At 58.9% G+C, this 21,107-nt stretch carries 22 protein-coding genes and 1 tRNA gene; 5 read left to right on the plus strand and 18 right to left on the minus strand.

Features of this window, described 5'->3' with window-relative positions; all coding sequences use genetic code 11:
• The 18 genes from nuoL to rpsO form a co-directional block, all read right to left on the minus strand.
• Complete coding sequence (gene nuoL / locus ACT89O_RS17485) at positions 1–2,046, minus strand: NADH-quinone oxidoreductase subunit L (protein ID WP_055393240.1); 2,046 nt, start codon at positions 2,044–2,046, stop codon at positions 1–3.
• A gap of 31 nt (positions 2,047–2,077) precedes the next feature.
• Entirely contained in the window at positions 2,078–2,386 is a 309-nt protein-coding gene (gene nuoK / locus ACT89O_RS17490; RefSeq protein ID WP_005793248.1) for an NADH-quinone oxidoreductase subunit NuoK, read from the minus strand.
• Positions 2,383–3,051 (minus strand): NADH-quinone oxidoreductase subunit J, encoded by a 669-nt coding sequence (locus tag ACT89O_RS17495; RefSeq protein ID WP_487260714.1) that lies wholly within the window; start codon positions 3,049–3,051, stop codon positions 2,383–2,385. The genes nuoK and ACT89O_RS17495 overlap by 4 nt, the downstream gene beginning before the upstream one ends.
• A 50-nt stretch (positions 3,052–3,101) precedes the next feature.
• Positions 3,102–3,614, minus strand: coding sequence for an NADH-quinone oxidoreductase subunit NuoI (gene nuoI / locus ACT89O_RS17500; protein WP_010463942.1), 513 nt, complete (start codon positions 3,612–3,614; stop codon positions 3,102–3,104).
• A 12-nt stretch (positions 3,615–3,626) separates the two neighbouring features.
• The gene (gene nuoH, locus ACT89O_RS17505) at positions 3,627–4,709 is read right to left on the minus strand and encodes an NADH-quinone oxidoreductase subunit NuoH (protein ID WP_055393236.1); all 1,083 of its coding nucleotides are present in this window, start codon (positions 4,707–4,709) and stop codon (positions 3,627–3,629) included.
• The gene (gene nuoG / locus ACT89O_RS17510; protein ID WP_436129756.1) at positions 4,706–6,841 is read right to left on the minus strand and encodes an NADH-quinone oxidoreductase subunit NuoG; all 2,136 of its coding nucleotides are present in this window, start codon (positions 6,839–6,841) and stop codon (positions 4,706–4,708) included. The genes nuoH and nuoG overlap by 4 nt, the downstream gene beginning before the upstream one ends.
• Positions 6,842–6,855: 14 nt before the next feature.
• Positions 6,856–8,211 carry an NADH-quinone oxidoreductase subunit NuoF gene (gene nuoF, locus ACT89O_RS17515; protein ID WP_218300594.1) on the minus strand — a complete coding sequence of 452 codons (1,356 nt, stop codon included), beginning with the start codon at positions 8,209–8,211 and terminating at the stop codon, positions 6,856–6,858.
• A complete protein-coding gene (gene nuoE, locus ACT89O_RS17520) occupies positions 8,208–8,699 on the minus strand; it encodes an NADH-quinone oxidoreductase subunit NuoE (RefSeq protein WP_055393230.1) in 492 nt (163 codons plus the stop codon). The genes nuoF and nuoE overlap by 4 nt, the downstream gene beginning before the upstream one ends.
• On the minus strand, positions 8,696–9,949 hold the full coding sequence (locus tag ACT89O_RS17525; RefSeq protein WP_182119480.1) for an NADH-quinone oxidoreductase subunit D: 1,254 nt from the start codon (positions 9,947–9,949) through the stop codon (positions 8,696–8,698). The genes nuoE and ACT89O_RS17525 overlap by 4 nt, the downstream gene beginning before the upstream one ends.
• Before the next feature lie 26 nt (positions 9,950–9,975).
• Positions 9,976–10,584, minus strand: a complete 609-nt coding sequence (locus ACT89O_RS17530; protein ID WP_487260715.1) for an NADH-quinone oxidoreductase subunit C — start codon at positions 10,582–10,584, stop codon at positions 9,976–9,978.
• Between the two features lie 10 nt (positions 10,585–10,594).
• Entirely contained in the window at positions 10,595–11,074 is a 480-nt protein-coding gene (locus ACT89O_RS17535) for a NuoB/complex I 20 kDa subunit family protein (protein ID WP_007849129.1), read from the minus strand.
• A gap of 24 nt (positions 11,075–11,098) precedes the next feature.
• The gene (locus ACT89O_RS17540; protein ID WP_055393226.1) at positions 11,099–11,458 is read right to left on the minus strand and encodes an NADH-quinone oxidoreductase subunit A; all 360 of its coding nucleotides are present in this window, start codon (positions 11,456–11,458) and stop codon (positions 11,099–11,101) included.
• Positions 11,459–11,531: 73 nt separating this feature from the next.
• Positions 11,532–11,616 (minus strand) — tRNA-Leu (locus ACT89O_RS17545).
• Positions 11,617–11,730: 114 nt separating this feature from the next.
• Positions 11,731–12,105, minus strand: coding sequence for a preprotein translocase subunit SecG (gene secG / locus ACT89O_RS17550; RefSeq protein ID WP_055393223.1), 375 nt, complete (start codon positions 12,103–12,105; stop codon positions 11,731–11,733).
• A gap of 39 nt (positions 12,106–12,144) precedes the next feature.
• Complete coding sequence (tpiA, locus tag ACT89O_RS17555; RefSeq protein ID WP_055393221.1) at positions 12,145–12,894, minus strand: triose-phosphate isomerase; 750 nt, start codon at positions 12,892–12,894, stop codon at positions 12,145–12,147.
• A 2-nt stretch (positions 12,895–12,896) separates the two neighbouring features.
• The gene (locus ACT89O_RS17560) at positions 12,897–13,883 is read right to left on the minus strand and encodes an NAD(P)H-quinone oxidoreductase (protein ID WP_228899718.1); all 987 of its coding nucleotides are present in this window, start codon (positions 13,881–13,883) and stop codon (positions 12,897–12,899) included.
• A gap of 97 nt (positions 13,884–13,980) precedes the next feature.
• Positions 13,981–16,227: a polyribonucleotide nucleotidyltransferase gene (pnp, locus tag ACT89O_RS17565; protein ID WP_228899345.1), complete on the minus strand. Its 2,247-nt coding sequence runs from the start codon at positions 16,225–16,227 to the stop codon at positions 13,981–13,983.
• Positions 16,228–16,434: 207 nt separating this feature from the next.
• Positions 16,435–16,701, minus strand: coding sequence for a 30S ribosomal protein S15 (gene rpsO / locus ACT89O_RS17570; protein WP_005793232.1), 267 nt, complete (start codon positions 16,699–16,701; stop codon positions 16,435–16,437).
• A 675-nt stretch (positions 16,702–17,376) separates the two neighbouring features.
• Between rpsO and ACT89O_RS17575 the strand changes: the two genes are divergently transcribed.
• From ACT89O_RS17575 to ACT89O_RS17595, 5 genes are read left to right on the plus strand one after another with little or no spacing between them, the layout of a single operon-like run.
• Positions 17,377–17,913, plus strand: a complete 537-nt coding sequence (locus ACT89O_RS17575; protein WP_487260716.1) for a GspH/FimT family pseudopilin — start codon at positions 17,377–17,379, stop codon at positions 17,911–17,913.
• 19 nt (positions 17,914–17,932) lie between these two features.
• Positions 17,933–18,508 (plus strand): GspH/FimT family pseudopilin, encoded by a 576-nt coding sequence (locus ACT89O_RS17580; RefSeq protein WP_487262879.1) that lies wholly within the window; start codon positions 17,933–17,935, stop codon positions 18,506–18,508.
• A 5-nt stretch (positions 18,509–18,513) separates the two neighbouring features.
• Positions 18,514–19,203, plus strand: coding sequence for a type IV pilus modification protein PilV (gene pilV / locus ACT89O_RS17585; RefSeq protein ID WP_487260717.1), 690 nt, complete (start codon positions 18,514–18,516; stop codon positions 19,201–19,203).
• 1 nt (position 19,204) lies between these two features.
• On the plus strand, positions 19,205–20,146 hold the full coding sequence (locus tag ACT89O_RS17590) for a PilW family protein (RefSeq protein ID WP_487260718.1): 942 nt from the start codon (positions 19,205–19,207) through the stop codon (positions 20,144–20,146).
• Positions 20,147–20,165: 19 nt separating this feature from the next.
• Positions 20,166–20,975: a pilus assembly PilX family protein gene (locus ACT89O_RS17595; RefSeq protein ID WP_487260719.1), complete on the plus strand. Its 810-nt coding sequence runs from the start codon at positions 20,166–20,168 to the stop codon at positions 20,973–20,975.
• Positions 20,976–21,107 lie beyond the last annotated feature (132 nt).

The raw sequence follows: 21,107 nt of genomic DNA on the forward strand, positions 1-21,107 counted from the left end.
TTATTTGATGAGCTGCAACAGAGCATCGCCCCAGACAAACCAGGTCATCAGCGCGAAGACACCCAGGATCATCACCAGCGCGTAGTGGAAGATAAAGCCCGACTGCATCCAGCGCACGATGCCGGAAACTCCACGCACCAACTTCCAAGAACCGTTCACGAGAGCGCCGTCGATGATGGCCTGATCGCCTACCTTCCACAGCCCGACACCCAGCGCACGAGCACCACGGGCGAGGATGTTCTCGTTGATCCAATCGAGGTAATACTTGTTCTCCAGCAAGGTGTACAGCGGCTGGACACGTGCCTTGATGCCCGCAGGCAGCGCAGGATTGACCATGTACATGTAGTACGAAGCAGCGACCCCCGCCAAAGCAAGCCAGAAAGGCGCTGTCTGCAGACCATGCAGTGCCATCCCCACCGGACCGTGGAAGATTTCTGCCAGCTTCGCCATGGCCGGGTGCTTGGCCGCATCGACAAAGATCACGTCCTTGAAGAAGTCACCAAACAGCATGGGCTGGATGAACATGAAGCCCACCACCACCGAAGGAATGGCCAGCAGCACCAGCGGCACCGTCACCACCCAGGGGGATTCGTGTGGCTTGGCGTCGTGTCCGTGGTGATCATCATGACCATGATGGTCGTCATGGTGCGCATCCGGGTTCTGGTCGTAGCGCTCCTTGCCATGGAAGACCAGGAAATACATGCGGAACGAATAGAACGCCGTGATGAACACACCTGCGAGCACGGCAAAGTGCGCAAAGCCGGCTGCGGGCAGTTGGCTGAAGTGCACGGCCTCAATGATGCTGTCCTTGGAGTAGAAGCCCGAGAACAGCGGTGTACCGATCAACGCCAGCGAACCCAGCAGTGAGGTGATCCAGGTGATGGGCATGTACTTGCGCACGCCGCCCATCCACCGGATATCCTGGTTGTGGTGCATGCCCATGATGACCGAGCCGGCCCCGAGGAACAGCAGCGCCTTGAAGAACGCGTGGGTCATCAGGTGGAACACGGCCACCGAGTAAGCCGATGCGCCCAGCGCTACGGTCATATAACCCAGCTGCGACAGCGTGGAATAAGCCACCACACGCTTGATGTCGTTCTGGATGATGCCCAGGAATCCCATGAACAACGCCGTGATGGCACCAATCACGAGGATGAAATTCAGGGCCGTATCAGACAGTTCAAACAGGGGCGACATGCGCGCCACCATGAAAATGCCCGCGGTCACCATGGTTGCCGCGTGGATCAGCGCCGAGATAGGGGTTGGACCTTCCATCGAGTCGGGCAACCACACGTGCAGCGGGAACTGGGCCGACTTGCCCATCGCACCAATGAACAAGCAGATGCAGATCACGGTGATCAGCATCCAGTCGGTGCCGGGGAATGGCAGACCACCCAGCTCACCCGTCTTCGCGAACACTTCGCCGTAGTTCAACGTGCCAGCGTAAGCTGCGATCAAGCCAATGCCCAGGATGAAACCGAAGTCGCCCACCCGGTTGACCAGAAAGGCCTTCATGTTGGCAAAGATCGCCGAAGGCTTGTTGAACCAGAAGCCGATCAGCAGGTAAGACACCAAGCCCACGGCTTCCCAACCGAAGAACAGCTGCAGCAGGTTGTTGCTCATCACCAGCATCAGCATGGAGAACGTGAACAACGAGATGTAGGCGAAGAAACGGTTATAGCCGTCGTCCTCTTCCATGTAGCCAATGGTGTAGATGTGCACCATCAGCGACACAAAGGTCACCACGACCATCATCATGGCGGTGAGGCTGTCCACCAGGAAGCCCACTTCCATCTTCAGACCACCAACAACCATCCAGGTGTACAGCGTCTCGTTAAAACGCGCGCCATCGATCGCAACGCTCTTGAGCGTCATCGCAGACAACACGAACGCCACGAGCACGCCCAGGATCGTCAGGGTATGGCTCAGGCGTCGGCCTATCCAGTTACCACCAAAGGTCGTACCAAAGATGCCGGCCAGCAAAGCACCCGCCAGCGGAGCCAGTGGCACGGCCAGGAGCGTTGAAGCAGAGAGGGTTTGACTCATTCTTGAGAACCTTGGGAATACGGGTAGCCCATCAACCCTTGAGGGTGTTGAGGTCTTCCGCGTTGATGCTGGACTTGTTGCGGAACAGCAGCACCAGGATGGCCAGGCCGATGGCCGATTCGGCTGCCGCCACGGTCAGGATGAAGAACACAAACACCTGGCCGTGCATGTCGCCCAGGTAGTGGGAGAAAGCCACGAAGTTCATGTTCACCGCCAGCAGCATCAATTCGATGGCCATCAGCAGCACGATCAGGTTCTTGCGGTTCAGGAAAATCCCGATCACCGCGAGCGCGAACAACATCGCACCCAGCGAGAGAAAGTGTCCCAATGTCAGCGTCATGCTTTTTTCTCCTCGACGGCCGGCTCTGCCTGTGCCTTGTCCACCGGCTTCTGGGTCGCTGCGACCTTCACCACTTCCAGGCGGTCCGCAGCACGGACGCGGATCTGCACCGAAGGATTGATGGCCTTGCTGTCCTTGCGCTGGCGCAGGGTGAGCGCAATGGCGGCAATCATGGCCACCAGCAGAATCACAGCTGCGATTTCAACGGGATAAAGGTATTCGGTGTAAAGCAGCTTGCCCAACGCCTTGGTGTTCGAATACGGGACCACCTGCCCCGCAGCATCCACCATGGTGGCGACGGCCTTGGGCTCGTCCATGCCACGAAACCCGCCCATCAGCACAGCGGCCATTTCCAGCGCAATCAAAGCGCCTACCGTGGCGGCCAGGGGAAAGTGCTTCCAGAAGCCTTTGCGCACCGTGTCGATGTGAATATCAAGCATCATCACGACGAACAGGAACAGCACCATCACCGCGCCCAGGTACACGAGCACCAAGGCAATGGCGAGGAATTCGGCTTTGAGCAGCAACCACACCGCTGCCGCCTGCGAAAACGCGAGGATGAGATAGAGCACGGCATGCACAGGATTGCGCGCAGTGATCACCCGGAAGGCTGCAAACAGCAGCACAACCGAGAAGAGGTAGAAGAAACCAGTCTTGGCGTCCATGAATCGGGTCTTTATAGAAAGTCTGGCAAAGAGGCTGAAGCCTGCACCGCTCAGCGGTACTTGGCGTCCGCAGCCTTGGCTGCCGCAATTTCACCTTCGTACCGGTCGCCCACGGCCAGGAGCATGTCCTTCGTGAAATACAGATCGCCACGCTTTTCGCCGTGGTATTCAAAGATGTGCGTCTCCACGATGGAATCCACCGGGCAGCTTTCTTCGCAGAAACCGCAGAAGATGCACTTGGTCAGATCGATGTCATAGCGAGTGGTGCGGCGGGAGCCATCGGCACGGACGTCCGACTCAATCGTGATCGCCATGGCGGGGCAAACGGCCTCGCACAACTTGCAGGCGATACAACGCTCTTCCCCGTTGTCATAGCGGCGCAGCGCATGCAGACCGCGAAAACGGGGTGAAAGAGGCGTTTTCTCTTCCGGGAACTGCACAGTCACCTTGCGGCGAAAGGCATAGCGGCCCGTGAGGGCCATGCCCTTGAGCAACTCCACGAGCATGAAGCTCTTGAAGAAATCCTTGAACGAAAAAGGTGCAGCAGCAGCAACAGCAGTCATTTGTGTCCCCGCTTATTTCCAGATATTCCAAGGCGAGAGCAACCACCCGCCGACAAACAACAAATACACCAGCGTGACTGGAATAAAGATCTTCCAGCCCAGACGCATGATCTGGTCATAACGGAAACGGGGGAAGGTCGCCCGGATCCAGATGAACATGGACACCACAAGGAAGGTCTTGATACCCAGCCAGATCCAGCCAGGAATCCAGTTGAACAACGCACTGTCGATGGGGGGCAGCCAGCCGCCAAGGAACATCAGTGCAGCCAGGATGGAAACGAGCCACATGCTGGCGTACTCAGCCAGGAAGAAGATCGCAAAGCCCATGCCGGAATACTCCACCATGTGGCCAGCCACAATTTCCGCCTCGCCTTCCACCACGTCAAACGGGTGGCGGTTCGTTTCAGCAACCCCAGAGATCAGGTAGACCAGGAAAATGGGCAGCAGCGGGAGCCAGTTCCAGGACAGGAAGGTCAGGCCCTTATCCGCAGCCATGCCACGCCCTTGCCCCATCACGATTTCGGTCAGGTTCATGCTGCCGGAAACCATGATCACGACCAGGAAGCAGAAGCCCATGGCAATTTCGTAGCTCACCATCTGTGCGGACGCACGCAGCGCACCGAGAAAAGCATACTTGGAGTTCGAGGCCCAGCCTGCAATGATCACACCATAGACCTCAATCGAGGTGATGGCCATGACCAGCAGCAGACCTGCATTCACATTGGCCAAGGCCACATCGGGGCCAAAGGGAATAGCCACCCAGGCAGCCAGTGCCGGCATGATGGCCATGACAGGTCCGAGGACAAACAAGCCCTTGCTGGCCGCCGTGGGCTGGATGATTTCCTTGGTCAACAGCTTCAACGCGTCAGCGATAGGCTGCAGCAACCCCATGGGACCCACGCGGTTGGGGCCATGGCGCACCTGCATGAAGCCCAGGAGCTTACGCTCCCACAGCGTGAGGTAGGCCACCGCACCCATCAAAGGCGCCAGGATACAAACGATCTTGATCAGGATCCAGAGCACCGGCCAGACGATGCCAGTCCACCACCCAAAAGAAAGCAGGTTCAGGCCCGCGTTGTAGATCGCGTCGATCATGCGGCCACTCCTTCACATGCCATGCGCGCGTCGGCAGTGAGCTGCAACGACGTGGAACGGCGCACCAGGCCGTCCAGTTGATAGATGGATGCGACCACGGGTTCACCTGCTGCGGCTGTCGCAGCGACTGGCACCGTCCTCACAGCGTTCGACATCTGAGCAGCCGCCAATTGCGTGACCGTGCCCGCTGGGGCATTCGTGGCACGGGCGAGCACGTCCTGCGAGGTTTCAAAGTCGAAGCCCGGCACACCCAGCAGATTGGCCAGAACGCGCAGAACCTTCCATGCAGGACGGGCGTCACCCAGAGGGCGCACCACGGCGTGGAAGCTCTGCAGACGGCCTTCCGCATTGACAAAGCTGCCAGACGTTTCGGTGAACGGGGCAATTGGCAACAAAACGTCACTGAACTCCATGTTGGCCTTGAAGGGGCTCAACGTGATCACCATGTCTGCACCAGACAGCGTGGCAGCAGCACTGGCGCCCGCAGCGGAGTCGTACACCGGCTCAGTATTGAGCAACAAGGCTGCCTTCAGACCACCGGAAAGCATCTGGCCCGCATTCAAGCCACCATTGACAGGATGAGCCCCCACGAACTGAGCACCCACCGTATTGGCGGCTTCCGTCAGGTAGCCGACGGATGCCCCCGTGTTCTCACCAATCCAGTTGGCCAGCGCCAGCAATTGCGTAGCCTGTGCATGGTGCGCAGCTGCGTTGCCCAACAACAGCGCCTTGCGTTCGCCACCCAGCAGGGTACGGGCGATCGCCAAGGCACCCTCGGTCACGGCACCTGCCCCCGCAGGCGCAGAAGCACCCTTTTCCTGCGCCACCGCAGCAGCGATGCCGCCAAGCGCCGCCACCCATTGGGCAGCAGGCTGCAGTAGAGAGTGTTTCACAGGCATTGCCCAGTCAGCCAGGGCCGAATCGACCACACTGACCTGACAGCCGTGGCGTGCTGCCTGGCGAATGCGCTGGGCGAACAACGGATGGTCCTTGCGCAGGTTGGAGCCCACCACAAGAACACTCTGCAACGTGGACAACGAGGCAATGGACGTGCCAAGCCAGCGGATACCTTCGGGCGCTGCAAATTCAGCATTGCGCAGGCGGTAGTCAATGTTGTCACTGCCCAGACCACGCACCAGCGCAGAAGCCAGGTACAACTCTTCGACCGTGCTGTGCGGACTGACCAGAGCGCCAATGCTGTTGGCGCCGTGGTCATTCTTGATGTTCTTCAAACCGTTGGCGACGTATTCCAGTGCGGTCTGCCAATCGACCTGCCTCCACACCCCGCCCTGCTTGAGCATCGGCTGGGTCAGGCGTTCGTCGCTGTTGAGCGATTCGTACGAGAAACGGTCACGGTCGGCAATCCAGCATTCGTTGACAGCCTCATTCTCGAACGGCACCACGCGCATGACCTTGTGGTTCTTGACCTGAACAATCAGGTTGGAACCGGTCGAATCGTGGGGGCTCACCGAACGGCGGCGCGACAACTCCCAAGTGCGGGCGCTGTATCGGAAAGGCTTGCTCGTGAGCGCACCGACGGGGCAGATGTCGATCATGTTGCCCGACAGCTCGGAGTCCACCGTATCACCGGTGACCGTTGTGATCTCCGAGTGCTCGCCGCGATGGATCATGCCCAGCTCCATCACGCCAGCCACTTCCTGGCCAAAGCGCACGCAACGGGTGCAGTGGATGCAACGGCTCATTTCCTGCATGGAAATCAACGGGCCAACATCCTTGACAGGTACTACGCGCTTTTCTTCTTCGTAGCGAGAAGAAGAGCCGCCGTAGCCCACGGCCAGGTCCTGCAACTGGCATTCACCGCCCTGGTCGCAGATGGGGCAATCCAGCGGGTGGTTGATCAGCAGGAACTCCATGACCGACTGCTGGGCTTTGATAGCCTTGTCGCTCTTGGTGCGCACGATCATGCCCTGCGTCACCGGCGTAGCGCACGCTGGCATGGGCTTGGGAGCCTTTTCCACATCTACCAGGCACATACGGCAGTTGGCAGCGATCGAAAGCTTCTTGTGGTAGCAGAAATGCGGAATGTAGGTGCCCGCCTTCTCGGCCGCATGCATCACCATGCAGCCTTCGGCGACTTCCACTTTCTGACCGTCCAGTTCAATTTCAACCATATGTTTTCTCGCGATCAGACGGAGGTCGCGGCCTGCGGGGCCTTGTTCCGGATCAGTGCCTCAAACTCGGGACGGAAATGTTTGATCATGGCGCGCACAGGCATGGCAGCGGCATCGCCCAGCGCACAGATCGTGCGCCCCTGGATGTTGTCTGCCACAGAATTGAGCAGGTCCAGATCGCCTTCGCGCCCCTGACCGTGCTGAATACGGTCGATCACGCGCCACATCCAGCCCGTGCCTTCACGGCATGGCGTGCACTGGCCACAGGATTCGTGGGAATAGAAGTACGACAGGCGCAGCAAACTCTCGACCATGCTGCGGGAATCGTCCATCACGATCACAGCGCCCGAACCCAGCATGGAGCCAGCCTTTGCAATGGAGTCGTAATCCATCGTGCATTCCATGATGATGGAGGCAGGCAGCACCGGGGACGAGGAGCCACCGGGAATCACCGCCTTGAGCTGGCGCCCCTTGCGCACGCCACCGGCCAGTTCGAGCAGCTTGGCAAAAGGCGTGCCCATGGGCACTTCGTAGTTGCCGGGCTTTTCCACATCGCCCGAAACCGAGAAGATCTTGGTGCCACCGTTGTTGGGCTTGCCACACTCCAAGTAGGCTTGGCCGCCATTGCGGATGATCCACGGCACGGCCGCGAAGGTCTCCGTGTTGTTGATGGTGGTGGGCTTGCCGTACAGACCGAAGCTGGCAGGGAACGGCGGCTTGAAGCGCGGCTGGCCCTTCTTGCCTTCGAGCGATTCGAGCAGCGCAGTTTCTTCGCCACAGATATAGGCACCGAAGCCATGCGCCGCATGCAGCTGGAAGCTGAAGTTGCTGCCAAGGATCTTGTCACCCAGGTAACCGGCTGCGCGCGCTTCTTCCAACGCTTCTTCAAAGCGGTCGTAGGTCTGGAAGATTTCACCGTGGATGTAGTTGTAGCCCACAGAGATGCCCATCGCGTAGGCCGCGATGATCATGCCTTCGATAACGATGTGCGGGTTGAACTGAAGGATGTCGCGATCCTTGCACGTGCCAGGCTCGCCTTCATCGGAGTTGCACACGAGGTACTTCTGGCCTGGGAACGAGCGGGGCATGAAGCTCCACTTGAGGCCGGTGGGGAAACCCGCACCGCCACGGCCGCGCAGGCCGGATTCCTTGACAGTGGCGATGACCTGGTCCTGGGTGAGCGGTTCACCGCCATCGGTGCCCAGGATCTTGCGCAGTGCAGCATAGCCGCCGCGCGCTTCGTAGTCCTTGATGCTCCAGTTCGCACCATCCAGGCCCGCGTAGATCTGCGGGTTGATGTGGCGGTCGTGGAAGCAGGTCTGGACGCCCGTGGCCTGGAACTGCGAGAGGATCTGTGCAGCGGTGGTCATGCTTGTCCCTCCGCCGCACGCAGGCCGTCGACCAACTGGTCGAGCTTGTCGTTGTCCATGAAGCTGCACATCGTGCGGTCGTTGACCAGCATCACGGGCGCATCGGCGCAGGCGCCCAGGCACTCACACTGCTGCAGGGTGAACAGGCCATCGGCCGTGGTCTCGCCCATGGTCACACCAAGCTTCTTTTCAAGGTGGTGCAGCGCCTTCTGTCCGTCGCGCAGCTGACAAGGCAAGTTGGTGCACACATTGAGCTTGTACTTGCCCACCGGCTGCTGGTTGTACATGTTGTAGAAGGTCGTGACTTCATGCACGGCGATCTGGGCCATGCCCAGATACTCGGCAATCACCGCTTCACTTTCAGCACTGACAAACCCCTGCTCCTGTTGCACGATAGACAGGCAGGCCATCACTGCAGACTGCTTCTGCTCGGCGGGGTACTTGGCCACTTCACGCGCAAAACGCGCGCGGGTCGATTCGGTAATCATCGGTCAATCTCTCCGAACACGATATCCATGGTGCCAATGATGGCCACCGCGTCCGCAATCATGTGGCCGCGAGCCATTTCGTCCAGCGTGGCCAGGTGCGCGAAACCAGGCGCACGGATCTTGAGGCGGTACGGTTTGTTGGCGCCATCGCTGACCAGGTAGATGCCAAACTCGCCCTTGGGATGCTCAACCGCAGCATAAGCCTCACCCTCGGGCACGTGAAACCCTTCAGTGAAAAGCTTGAAGTGGTGGATCAACTCCTCCATGTTGGACTTCATGGATTCACGAGCGGGCGCAGCCACCTTGTGATTGTCAGTAATGACAGGACCCGGATTGGCTTTGAGCCAATCCACACACTGCTTGATGATGCGATTGGATTCGCGCATTTCCTGCACGCGCACCAGATAGCGGTCGTAGCAGTCACCTGTCTTGCCCACGGGTACATCGAAGTCCACACGGTCGTAAACATCGTACGGCTGGGTCTTGCGCAGGTCCCAGGCAATACCGGAGCCACGGATCATGGGGCCGGTCATGCCCAGGTTCAGCGCACGCTCGGGCGGCACCACACCAATACCCACGGTGCGCTGCTTCCAGATACGGTTGTCGGTCAGCAGAGTCTCGTACTCGTCTACGCAACCGGGGAAGCGCTTGGTGAAGTCGTCGATGAAATCAAGCAAAGAACCTTGGCGGTTCTGATTCATGGCCTCCAGGGCCTTGGCGTTCTTGATCTTGCTGACCTTGTATTGCGGCATGGAGTCCGGCAGGTCACGGTACACACCGCCTGGACGGAAATACGCTGCATGCATGCGCGCGCCAGAGACGGCTTCGTACATGTCGAACAGGTCTTCGCGCTCGCGGAAGGTGTAGATCAGGATGGTGGAGCTGCCGCAGTCGTTGCCATGCGAACCCAGCCACATCAGGTGGTTCAGCAGGCGCGTGATTTCCGAAAACATCACGCGGATGTACTGCGCACGCAGGGGCACTTCCAGGCCCAGCAGCTTTTCGATGGCCAGGCAGTAGGCGTGCTCATTGCACATCATCGAAACGTAGTCCAATCGGTCCATGTAGGGCAGCGACTGGATGTAGGTCTTGTGTTCGGCCAGCTTTTCGGTGGCACGGTGCAGGAGGCCGATGTGCGGGTCGGCGCGCTGTACGACTTCGCCATCGAGCTCCAACACCAAGCGCAGCACACCGTGCGCCGCCGGATGCTGCGGACCAAAGTTCAGGGAATAGTTCTTGATTTCAGCCATGGTGGTTCACATGGGGCGCGGACGCCTTAGTGCAGGCCTCCGTACTTGTCTTCGCGGATGATGCGCGGCGTGATCTCCCGCGGCTCGATCGACACGGGTTCGTAAACCACCCGGCGCAGCTCTGCGTCGTAGCGCATCTCAACATGACCAGACAGCGGAAAGTCTTTGCGGAAGGGATGGCCAATGAAGCCGTAGTCGGTCAGGATACGGCGCAGGTCGTTGTGGCCGTCGAACACAATACCGAACAGATCAAACGCTTCGCGCTCGTACCAGTTGGCGGAGTTCCACAGGTCGGAGACCGAGGCCACCACCGGAAAATCATCATCGGCGCAGAACACCTTGACCCGCACACGCTGATTCAGACTGACGGACAACAGGTGCGAGACCACGCAATAGCGGGGGCCTTCACGCACGGCATCGGCATATGCCGAATAGTCCACGCCACACAAATCGATCAGTTGCTCAAAGCGGCAACCTTCACTGTCACGCAACACGCGCATGGATTCGAGGTAATCAGCCGCATCAACGACCAAGGTGACCTCATCCAACGCCACCGTGATCTGACGTACCATCGCCCCCAGGGCGGCGGCAATATTGTCTTTGAGTTTTTCAGGCCGAATGGCAACAGCGGTCATCATCAACCCTTCAGACACGAGCAATGGTGTTGGTACGGCGAATCTTCTGCTGCAGCTGGATGATCCCGTAGATCAAAGCCTCCGCCGTGGGCGGGCAACCTGGCACGTAGACATCCACCGGGACAATGCGATCGCAACCACGCACCACGGAGTAGCTGTAGTGGTAGTAGCCGCCGCCGTTGGCACACGAGCCCATCGACAACACCCAACGCGGCTCGGACATCTGGTCGTACACCTTGCGCAACGCAGGCGCCATCTTGTTGCACAGCGTGCCGGCCACAATCATGAGGTCAGACTGGCGCGGGCTCGCGCGGAACACCTCCGCCCCAAAACGACCGATGTCGTAACGCGCCGCCGCAGCATGCATCATTTCGACGGCACAGCAAGCCAAGCCGAATGTCATCGGCCACAGAGAGCCGGTCTTGGCCCAATTCACCACCGAGTCGTAACTCGTGGTGATGAAGCCTTCCTTCATCACGCCTTCAATCATTGCATCATCCTTGTTGAGGCTCGCTCATTCCCAATCCAGGGCACCCTTTTTCCACTCGTAGGCAAAACCCACAACCAGAATGGCCAGGAAAATAACGACCGCCACGAAACCAGCGATCCCCACCTCATGCAGCGTCACCGCCCACGGGAAGAGGAATGCAATTTCGAGATCGAACAGAATGAAGAGAATGGCCACAAGGTAGTAGCGCACATCAAACTTCATGCGCGCATCCTCGAAGGCTTCAAAGCCACATTCGTAGGGAGAGTTCTTCGCGGCATCCGGGCGGTTGGGGCCCAGTATGTAGCCGAGTACAAGGGGGACAACGCCTACGGCGATGCCGACCAAGATGAACAAAAGGACGGGGAGGTACTGATCGAGGTTCATCTTGAGGATGTGCTCACCGCTGTGGCCTTGCCCGTCAGGACCCGAGCCGGGTCATGCAGGCAGGCCTTTGTTTTGGTGCCGTCGGCGAGACTCGAACTCGCACAGCTTTCGCCACTACCCCCTCAAGATAGCGTGTCTACCAATTTCACCACGACGGCTGATTTTTGCATCTGGATGGCATGAGGAACCTTGCGGTTTTGGCTTTCCAGACAATCCAGAATTCTACTCCGGAAAAACCCTGCTTCGGCTTACGGAGCCCAATTTAGTGCAGATTATTTGGTGGGGATCTGCGCTGCACCCGAGGCGGGCACGGCAGGAGCCACAGCAGCATCCGAAGCCGACAACGAAGGCGCACCTGCAGGCACTGCAGCAGCGGGATTTTCCAGCACGCTACCCGAACTGGCAGGACGCGCATTGCCGAAATAGGCCAGTGCCAGCGTTGCCACAAAAAACACCGCAGCCAGCACCGCCGTAGTGCGCGACAAGAAGTTGGCGCTACCGCTGGCACCAAACAGGCTTCCGGAACTGCCACTGCCAAACGCTGCGCCCATATCGGCACCCTTGCCATGCTGGATCAGGATCAGGCCAATCATCCCCAAGGCCGTCAGCATCTGCACAGCCAACACCACATTCACGATCACGTTCATTCTCTGTTCACTCCTGATTGAATAGTTTGAAGGGCAGCCTCAACGGGCGGCCGCAATGATTTGAAGGAAATCGGGCGCTTTCAGCGAGGCACCGCCCACAAGGCCGCCATCGATATCCGGCTGGGAAAGCAACTGGGCGGCATTGGCCGCATTCATGCTGCCGCCGTACAGCAGGCGGATTCGATCCGCATGCTCGCTGGCCGCAGACAGCTGTGCCCGCAGCACTGCATGCACTGCCTGCGCCTGCTCAGGCGACGCCGTGCGGCCCGTGCCAATGGCCCAGACCGGTTCGTAAGCCACCACCACTTCGCTGATGCAGTGACCATTGAGGTGGATCACAGCCGCCAGTTGACGCTTGACCACAACCTCGGTCTGCCCAGCTTCGCGCTCCTGAAGAGTCTCGCCCACGCAGACGATAGGCGTGATACCTGCCGCCAGTGCGCGCTGCGCTTTCTCGGCGACCACCACGTCGGTTTCACCATGGTATTGGCGGCGCTCTGAATGCCCCACCAGCGCGTACCGCACACCAAAGTCTTTCAACATGGCGGCCGACACCTCTCCGGTGTAGGCACCTGCTTCGTGCTGCGATACATCCTGGGCAGCCACCGCCACCAAAGACCCCAACGCAGCAGCCTGCACCTGCGCCAGATAGGGCGCCGGCACCGCAACGGCCACGTCACAAACCGCGTCAGCCAGCCCCGCCAAGATGCCTTTCAGCAAAGCATCGTTGGCAGCCAGACTGCCGTTCATCTTCCAGTTGCCTGCGATGAGTTTTCTCTTGTTTTTCATGATTACCACGTCAAAACAATCTTGCCAATGTGCTGATTTGACTCCATCAGCGCGTGGGCCTTAGCAGCCTCTGTCGCCGCAAATGTGCTGTGAATGACGGGCCGCACACGCCCCGCCACCAGCAGAGGCCACACATGCTCGCGCAATGCACGCGCAATCGCCCCCTTGAATGCCACAGAACGCGGACGCAAGGTGGAGCCAGTAATGGTCAGCCGGCGGCGCAGCACCAAACCCGCATTGAAGTCGCTCTTGATGCCACCCTGCACCGCAATGATGACAATGCGGCCGTCCTCAGCCAGGCACTGCACCTCGCGCGCCACGTAGTCACCTGCCACCATGTCCAGCACCACATCCACGCCTTTGCCCTGCGTAATGCGATTGGCTTCTGCCACAAAATCCTGCGTCTTGTAGTTGATGGCCTCGTGGGCCCCCAGCTGCAGGCATGCCGCACACTTTTCGTCGCTACCTGCAGTTGCAATGACCGTTGCCCCAAAGGCCCGCGCCAATTGAACAGCCGTCACACCAATACCACTGGTACCGCCTTGCACCAGCAGGCTTTCACCCGCCTGCAGATGCCCCCGGTCGAACACATTGCTCCACACGGTGAAGAACGTCTCGGGCAGTGATGCAGCCTCGACATCGCTAAAGCCATCAGGCACCGGCAGGCACTGCACCACAGGCGCCACGCACCATTGGGCATAACCACCACCCGCCACCAGCGCACAGACGCGGTCACCCACCCGGATACCCGCGTCGGCCATGGCTGCAGCATCCCCCGACTCCACCACTCCCGCGACTTCCAGCCCCGGCAGGTCAGACGTGCCGGACGGAGGGGCATAGTGCCCCATCCGCTGAAGCACATCGGGGCGATTGATACCGCTGGCAGCGACACGGATCAGCAGCTCACCGACACCCGGCTGCGGCACGGGGCGTTCACCCAGGCGCAAGACCTCGGGCCCGCCAAAGGAAGTGATCTCGACAGCACGCATATTGCGATTCATGGGACGGTTAATTTTTGAGTGATTTTGGCTACCAGCGCTTTATTTAAAAGCGCAAGCAGCTACAAAATCAATAGCAAAAATCCGATCAGCCGACGATCTGCCCTGAACCGCTGTCCGAAGGCAAGGACTGTTGCTGTTGCTGCTGATCCGCTGGCTGACGCCCCCCGTCACGACCGTGGTCGCGGCGTGGTTCGCGGTCGCCGCGCTCTGCTGGAGCAGGACGGTCGCTGCCGCCGGCAGGACGATCGGCCAGCACCTTCATCGACAGCTTGACGCGGCCCTTCTCGTCGGTTTCCATGACCTTGACCTTCACGATCTGGCCTTCGGTCAGGTAGTCACCCACGCGCTCAACGCGCTCGTGGGCAATCTGGCTGATGTGCAGCAGACCATCCTTGCCGGGCAGCAGATTGATCAGTGCGCCGAAGTCCAGGATCTTGGTCACAGGGCCTTCGTAGATCTTGCCAATTTCAACTTCGGCCGTGATCTGCTCGATGCGCTTCTTGGCCTCGTCGGCCTTGGCTGCGTCAGTGGCGGCGATGGTGATGGTGCCGTCTTCCTCGATGTTGATCTGGCAGCCGGTTTCTTCGGTCAGCGCACGGATCACCGCGCCGCCCTTGCCGATCACGTCACGGATCTTCTCGGGGTTGATCTTCATCGTGTAAAGCTTGGGTGCAAAGTTCGACACCTCGGTCTTGGCTTCACCCATGGCCTCTTGCATCTTGCCCAGGATGTGCATGCGCGCTTCCTTGGCCTGGGCCAGGGCTACCTGCATGATTTCCTTGGTGATGCCCTGGATCTTGATGTCCATCTGCAGCGCGGTAATACCGGCCGTGGTGCCCGCCACCTTGAAGTCCATGTCACCCAAATGATCTTCATCACCCAGAATGTCGGTCAACACGGCAAAACGGTTGGCATCCTTGATCAGGCCCATGGCGATACCCGCCACATGCGCCTTCATCGGAACGCCCGCGTCCATCAGCGACAGGCAGCCACCGCAGACCGATGCCATCGACGACGAGCCGTTGGATTCGGTGATTTCGGACACCACGCGCATGGTGTAGGGGAATTCTTCCTTCGTCGGTAACACGGCAATCAGAGCGCGCTTGGCCAGACGACCATGGCCGATTTCGCGGCGCTTGGTCGAACCCATGCGACCCACTTCACCGGTGGCGAAGGGAGGCATGTTGTAGTGCATCATGAAGCGGTCTTCATACTCGCCAGCCAGCGCATCAATGCGCTGAGCGTCGCGCTCGGTGCCCAGCGTGGTCACCACCAGCGCCTGGGTTTCGCCACGCGTGAAGAGCGACGAGCCATGGGCGCGAGGCAGTACGCTGCCACGGATTTCGATAGGGCGCACGGTGCGCGTGTCGCGGCCATCAATGCGGGGCTCACCAGCCAGGATCTGGCTGCGAACGATGCCGGCTTCGATATCGAACAGCATGCCTTCAACCTTGACAGCGTCAAACTCGACACCCTCAGCCTTCAAGGCTGCCATCACGGCCGCATAAGCTTCGCGGCAAGCCTGCGTGCGGGCTTGCTTGTTGCGGATCTGGTAGGCAGCGCGCAGCTTGTCGTCGGCCAGGGCCACCACCTTGGCGATCAGTGTTTCGTCCTTGGCAGGGGCTTCCCACTGCCATACGGGCTTGCCAGCATCGCGCACCAGTTCGTGGATGGCGTTGATGGCCACATTGCCTTGCTCGTGGCCAAACACCACGGCGCCGAGCATGATTTCTTCGGACAACTGCTGGGCTTCAGACTCCACCATCAGCACGGCGGCCTCGGTACCCGCCACCACCAGATCCATCTGCGAGTTCTTGCGCGCAGTCTGACCAGGGTTGAGCACGTATTCGCCGTTGATGTAGCCCACGCGTGCGGCGCCGATAGGACCGTTGAACGGGATGCCAGAGATGGCCAGGGCTGCACTCGTAGCGATCAGGGCTGCGATGTCAGCGTCCACCTCTGGGTTCAGCGACACCGTGTGGATCACCACATGCACTTCGTTGAAGAAACCTTCGGGGAACAGCGGGCGGATCGGACGGTCGATCAGACGGCTGGTCAGGGTTTCGTGCTCGCTGGGCTTGGCTTCGCGCTTGAAGAAGCTGCCAGGGATCTTGCCTGCAGCGTAGGTCTTCTCGATGTAGTCCACCGTCAGGGGGAAGAAGTCCTGTCCTGGCTTGGCACCCTTGGATGCCACCACGGTGGCCAGCACCACGGTGTCATCAATGTTCACCAGCACAGCGCCGGAGGCTTGGCGGGCGATCTCACCCGTTTCCATGATGACGGTCTTGTCACCCCACTGGAAGGTCTTGGTGACTTTGTTGAAAATGCTCATGTTCAGCTCCTGTTTTAATAGCTGGTAGTGCTCTACCAGATTGGCTTGGAGAGCAATTCAGAACACGATGCCATTCCAGGGAACCTGCACACCAACCCATGGCGGCAACTTCATTGGAATGACACAGCTTCGCTCTGTTTTGCGACTCCGAAGTAAAAAACGCCTGAGCTAGCGGACTAACCCAGGCGTTTTCGCATGCGATTGCAATTACTTGCGCAGACCCAGCTTGGCGATCAGCGCGGTGTAACGGTCAGCGTCCTTGGCCTTCAGGTAGTCCAGCAGCTTGCGACGACGGCTCACCATGCGCAGCAGGCCACGGCGACCATGGTGGTCCTTGGCATGCGTCTTGAAGTGGGGGGTCAGTTCGTTGATGCGGGCGGTCAGCAGGGCCACCTGCACTTCTGGGCTACCAGTGTCATTGGCAGCACGGGCGTTCGCCTTGACGACTTCGGCCTTGATAGAGGATGCGATCATTGTTTTTCCTTGATAAGGCCCGCAAAGGAAGCTGGGCCGTGGTTTTTACTTGCGCCAGCGGCTGGAACGGCTGCGAGCGTGCATTTTGCATGGTGCAAAACCATATGATTATAGCGTCTGGACAACAGGCCTTGCAAAGCTGCCAGCAATCCCGAACACTTGGCTCGCCCGCACCATCCGAGAATTAAGAGGACATCATGACAAAAAGCCGTATTCCTCGCCCATACATCCACATCCGTTTTTTAGGCCTGCCCTCGAACCTCCTGCCAATCCTGGCTGCCAGCGCTGTCGCCCTAAGCCTCGCATCGCACTCTGATACGACATATGCCAAAGGCGCCACGCACAACAACAATTCCGCACCCACCGCGCCCGGAAAGAAAAAAGGCGTGAGGAAAGTCACCTACCAACGCAGCACGTCCGAAGAGTCCAACTCGGAACGCGACCGCCGGATGTACCGCGAATGCAAAGGACTGCACAACGCAGGGGCCTGCAGAGGGTATACACGCTAGGCCAGTAGGAGGAAAGATCGGATAGCAAGCTTGGCGACGCGGCCCACCGCCTCAAGACTCTTCAGATGACCCCTCAGCCAAGCCATATTGCCGCTCATCCCTATCACACTGCCATTTGTCACCGACGCCGTCGCGGCGCGCCAGAATACTCCGTAGGATCCCAGCTATGCATATGCTGCGCCCATCTTTGGAAACGCCACACAACCTGACACAAAATGGCTTCACGGCCATTGAGTTGATGGTCGTGGTTTCGATTGTTGCCATCTTGGCGGCGCTAGCAACCCCGAGCTTCACGCCACTGATTGAACGATGGCGCGTCCGCAGTGCTGCTGAAGACCTGACATCAACAATTTACTACGCACGCTCAGAAGCTATTAAGCGCGGCGGCGGCATTACTGTTGAAGCGCTTGGTGAATGGGGGGATGGCTGGAGAGTTGTACATACTCGGGGTGGTATGACCACCAACCTGCAAACTAGCCCCGCCGCCCCAAAAGTCACTATGACGCAAAGCAGTGCCGCGAGCACGCTCTATGCGGATCGTTGGGGAATGATTTCTGAAACCAGCGGTGGCGCCCCTGTCATTGGGATGAATTTTTCGCTTCACCCCAGCGGTAAAAGCACCACCGACACCAGCGCCATCCGGCTTTGCGTTGGGGGGAGCGGGCGCGTTGCACAAATCAAACAAGGCGCTTCCTGCCCCTAAACTGAAAATTCTGGCGTTCATGCACACGCACTTTCAACCATTGGTACGGGCTCCACGCTTGGTGGGGGGCTTTACCGCCATTGAACTCATGGTGGTCGTATCCATTATTGCTATCTTGGCCGCTTTAGCTGTGCCGAGCTTTAACCCTCTCATCGAGAGGTGGCGCGTACGCGAATCTGCAGAACAACTTCAATCCACTTTGGCTTTTGCGCGGTCCGAAGCCATCAAGCGCGGCGGTCGAGTGGCAATCCAGAAGATTCCAAACAACACAAACGGATGCTCTACGGCCAGTAATGCCGCAGACTGGGACTGCGGCTGGATCGTTTGCCACGACGCCAACAGCAATGGCACTTGCAATGCTGCGGAAACCGTGCTGCAACGCGTGGAATCCGCTGCCAAGGTGCACGTCTCCCGCACGAGCGGCGGCGCAAGTATCAAACTGAACCGCTGGGGTCTTGTGGATGGGGCGTGGCTGGGTTTCAACCTGGTCCCACTGAACAAGACCATTTCCCATGCCGCCGCGCGTGGCGTCTGCATGAGTTCCGGCGGCCGCGTACGCATCATCCCCCAGGAAGCAATTCCATGCGACAGCTGACATCCATGAGCTCCTCACAATTACCGCGGCAGTCCCAGAGGGGAATTTCGCTGATCGAGTCCCTAGTAGCCATTGTCATCGCTGCTTTGGGCATCCTGGGTGTCTTGGGTGTGCAGATGCGCACCATGAGCGATACCAGCACCACCGTGCGCCGTGCGCAAGCCATTCGTCTAATCGAGGATCTGGGGGAGCGCCTGAAAACGAACCCGAATGCGTTATCTAATATCGCCAGCTATACCAGTGCGTTCGGGAACACCCCCCCGGTTCCCACAGGCCCTGCGGGTTGCCAGACTGTTGGGAACGGCTGTAACGCCACACAACTGGCTGCTTACGATGTTGCTATCTGGAAGCTAGCCGTCCGTAATGCGCTTCCTCTAGGTCAGGCGAGCCTCTTCGTACCTCCTTCAGAGGGCGGCGTTGCCGCCGGGCAAAGACGGCAATTGGGGGTGATGATTGCTTGGCGGGAAAACGAGCGAGCCACAACTACGGGGACCGGCGGATACAAGGATGACATCGACGCCACTAAGGTGCGTGCAGCCGATGGCTCCTTGAGTATTGGCGGCGGGACAGACACCACAACAAACGCCTGCCCCGACAATTTCACCTGCCACCTGCAATACATCCCGGTGCCGGGCCGTTGCGCACCCTACGCCCCCGGCGCCAACACACCGGTCTACTACTGCCCTGGGCCCTGATATGTCATCCAGAATCACAGCTTCGAGCACCAGCTCTGCGGGACTCTCACTGAATAAATCACGTCGGAATCCTCATGCTCACCCGCGTGCGCAGCAAGGCATCACGCTGGTAGAGCTCATGGTGGGCATCGCTATTGGCCTGCTCGTAATTGCCGTGGCCATGGGTGCCCTTATGGTTTCGCGCAGCGTTTCGGGCACAGTGAGCGACGCCAGCAGTATCCAGCAACAAGCCGCTTTTGCGATGCGCACAATCGGACTCCAACTGCGGCAAGCGGGCTCCCTGCGTCTTAATCTCGACCCCGGTACCACCGTTACGCCAGAGCGCTACATGGTGCCGGTGGCGTTTGAAACTATCGTGCCAGGGGGATCGTCGATGGAGAGCTTTGATCCCGCCAGTAACACAGTCCTGGGCACATCTACTCCGATGACATTGACGGCAGGCTTTCGGCGGTACACCGAACCCGTATTCGGGAGCGCAGCCGAACAATCGCTATCGCGCAACTGTCTTGGTGGACCCGGAGACGGCGCCTCCGTTACAGACCAACGCCTGGAAAGCATCTTCGAACTCAATGACTCTATTCTGCGCTGCACTGGCAATGGCACAGGACCTCAACCTATTGTGCAGAACGTAGCCAATTTTCAGGTGCGTTACCTACTGCAAGACAGTGCCACCACGCCCGGCATCCCCACAATTACACGAGTCACTGCAGACGACATTGATGGCTCGGTAAACACTTGGGCTCGTGTACAGGCAGTAGAAGTGTGCCTCGTGCTCTATGGCGCTGAACCTATTGATCTACCCGTTGGTAGCAACTACACCGATTGCGACGGCAGCGCAGTAGACATGAGCACCTTGACCGGCCCTCGTGCCAAGCGCATGCACATTGCCTACCGAAACACCTTCCAACTGCGCAGCCAAGGGCTGATCGGCTCGGTGCTCTAACATTCTTCGAGAAACCATCATGCAAGGCACGTCCTTCAGCCGCCCTCGCCCACAAGAGCGCGGGGTAGCATTGTTCGTTGTCATCGTCTTCGTCATGCTCTCCATGCTACTGGCACTGTGGGCATCACGCACTTCGCTTTTCAACGAGTTACTCGTCGGCAACGACGCTGACTACCAACGCGCTTTTGAGGCTGCGCAAGCCCTTTTGCAAGACGCCGAGCTGGACATTCGCCGTGAGAACGCTGATGGAACTGCTTGCACAACGTTGGCCGATCCCAGTAGGTGCCGTGACGTTATCGCCTCGGCCCCCAAAATCCCAGTGAGTCTTTCTGAAACTCGACAACTGCTTGACGATCTTGACCAAAAAGCCACGAAGTGTGACCGAGGCCTGTGCACGAAGCGTGTAGGCCGTCAAGACTTCTGGAACTACACCAGCGCTACCACCCCCGTACCTGCAGCGCTACAACCCGGCGAGGTCAAGCTCGAAGATATGACGCAACCAACCGTTGGTGCGCGTTATGGGCAATATACCGGGGCAACCCTGGGAACCACTAGCTCCCCTTCAAACCCCATCCTAGCGGATACAACTAGCAACAGTAGCGGTGGATGGTATTGGATCGAAATATTGCCCTACGACGAGAGCAGCAAGAACAAGGGACTCATCGTTAGCGCATCGGGCATTAGCACCGACAACCTGCTGAGGTTGAACTTGGTACCTAATGTGGTGTATCGCATTACCGCTCTTGCTTATGGCCGCAAGCCGGGAACCATGGCGGTATTGCAGCAGACTTATGCCCGTCAGCTCCACAAGGGAGACCATCCTGAATAATTTTCAAAAATATAGCCTGTATCGCTTTCCCATTAAGCGCGCACGCTTCTTTTGACCAGCATCCCTCTTCAAGGAGCAGCTATGCCCCGCCGCAATTTACCTCATTTTCGGAAAACCGTCCTCGCTCTTGCT

The sequence above is a fragment of the Acidovorax sp. NN32 genome (genome assembly GCF_057597245.1).